Below are 1,834 nucleotides of genomic sequence, written 5' to 3' on the forward strand. Positions count from 1 at the left end.
TGACCGGCAAGCTGTGCATGACGGCCGAGCGCGCGTCGTACGCGAACGTCGCGCTGAGCCCGAACACCACGGATGTCGACTGGGCGGAGGGCGTGATCGATCGGCTCGGCGAGGACGGCCGCAACGTCCGCGACGGCAGCGACCTGCCGAATCTCGCGAAGGCGAAGAAGATCACCGAACTCGCGAGAATGTTCGGTATCGGCCGGTCGCGCTGAAGGGCGCGGCTCAGCGTAGTTCGAGGCGGGCGGGTCTGCGGCGCACGTGCAGCCGGTAGCGGACGGTGAGCGTCGTGCCGGGTGTCTCCCGGATCGCCCGGGCCGCGACTCGAGGTCCGAACTCGATGCCGAGCACGCGCCCCAGCGTCGCACGGTCCGGGAACTCCCATTGCGTGTCGATCCGGCGCAGGTCGAAGCCCTGGGCGTCGAAGAACCTTTCGACCGCCGCCGGGTCGTAGTGCGGCAGGTCGTCTCGCATCCAGTCGCCGTAGGGGTGAGCGGTGGCGTCGAGGTCGACGACGGCGAGCGCGCCACCCGGACGCAGCACGCGCATCGCCTCGAGGATGCCGGCACCGCAACCGGGACCGAAGAAGTAGGCGGTGCGGGCGTGGACGAGGTCCACCGACGCATCGGGCACAGGCATGTCGGCGGCGGCGCCTTCCGCCACGGTGACCGAGGGAAGATCGCGCACGCGGGCGCGTGCCGCAGCGACCAGCGGCGGATGCGGTTCGATCCCGGTCACCGCGCGCGCGTCGGCCGCGAACATCAGAAGGTGGAAACCCGAGCCGCACCCCACGTCGACGACGTCGCGACCGGTCCAGTCCGCGACCTGCCGCAGCGCCGCGTACACGGCGCCACGGGGGTCCTGCGCGCGGTTCTCCTCCTCGTACACCTCGGGCCAGTGCCAGATGTTGGGGCTGGCGATCACACCGCCACCCGACGTCGGCGTACGGAGCTTCGACGAACGCACCATCGGCCGGGCTACACGAAGGCCGTCAGGATCAGCCAGGTGACGAAGGCCGACGGCAGGATCGAATCGAGCCGGTCCATGATGCCGCCGTGGCCGGGCAGCAGGGTGCCCATGTCCTTGATTCCGAGATCGCGTTTGACCTGCGACTCGATCAGGTCGCCGGCCGTGGCGGTAAGGGCGAGCACCGCACCGAGCAGTACACCGACCCACCACGGTCCGTCCAGCAGGAAGACGACGGTGAGGACGCCGGTGGCGATACACGCCGCGAGCGACCCGCCGAATCCCTCCCAGGACTTCTTCGGGCTGATCGCGGGCACCATCGGGTGCTTGCCGAACAGCACGCCGGCCGCGTAACCACCGATGTCCGACGCGACGCACACGAGCATCAGGCAGAACACACGCTGGGCGCCCTGATCCTGGAGGACCATGAGGGTCGCGAAGGACGCGAGCAGCGGCAGCCAGGCGGCGACGAAGACCGCGACCGCGGTGTCGCGCAGGTAGTTGCGTGGCTGCGCGACGAGCCCGTGATCGAACAGGCGCCACAGCATCGTCACCACGACCGTGCCCGCGAACGCGCCCAGCACACCCGTTGTGCCGTACGGCCACCCGAGCCAGATCATCGCCTGCCCACCGGCCAGCAACGGCACTCTGGGGACGAGCACGTCCGCCTCGCGCAGACGCTTGGTGACCTCCCAGGTCGCGATACCGATCGCGGCCGCGACCACCGCGAGCCAGGCCGTCGGGGCGAACAGCAGGATCCCGATGACGAGCGCACCCAGACCACCGCCGACCGCGAAGGCGGCGGGAAGGTCACGTCCGGCCCGCGACGGCTTCTCGACCGGCTCCGACCCGGGGTCGGTCGCCGGTG

Annotated in this window: 2 protein-coding genes and 1 pseudogene; 1 reads left to right on the forward strand and 2 read right to left on the reverse strand. The window is 70.4% G+C overall.

Annotation, left to right across the window (positions count from 1 at the left end; genetic code table 11):
* A pseudogene (locus R1101_RS28255) lies at window positions 1-215 on the forward strand (CoA ester lyase); the annotation flags it as partial.
* Between the two features lie 10 nt (window positions 216-225).
* Here R1101_RS28255 and R1101_RS0122565 read toward each other — a convergent pair.
* Together R1101_RS0122565 and R1101_RS0122570 are read right to left on the reverse strand one after the other, a co-directional pair.
* On the reverse strand, window positions 226-969 hold the full coding sequence (locus tag R1101_RS0122565; RefSeq protein ID WP_016935476.1) for a methyltransferase domain-containing protein: 744 nt from the start codon (window positions 967-969) through the stop codon (window positions 226-228).
* An 8-nt stretch (window positions 970-977) separates the two neighbouring features.
* Window positions 978-1,834, reverse strand: an 857-nt coding sequence (locus R1101_RS0122570) for a phosphatidate cytidylyltransferase (protein ID WP_016935477.1), incomplete at its 5' end; no start/stop codon positions are given.

It is taken from the genome of Rhodococcus sp. R1101, assembly GCF_000278445.1.
In the GTDB taxonomy this organism is placed as follows: Bacteria; Actinomycetota; Actinomycetes; order Mycobacteriales; family Mycobacteriaceae; genus Rhodococcus; species Rhodococcus gordoniae.

What these genes read in the sequence shown, in the direction of transcription:
- R1101_RS0122565 (WP_016935476.1), bottom strand. Translation starts at nt 969, where the DNA reads ATGGTGCGTTCGTCGAAGCTCCGTACGCCGACGTCGGGTGGCGGTGTG.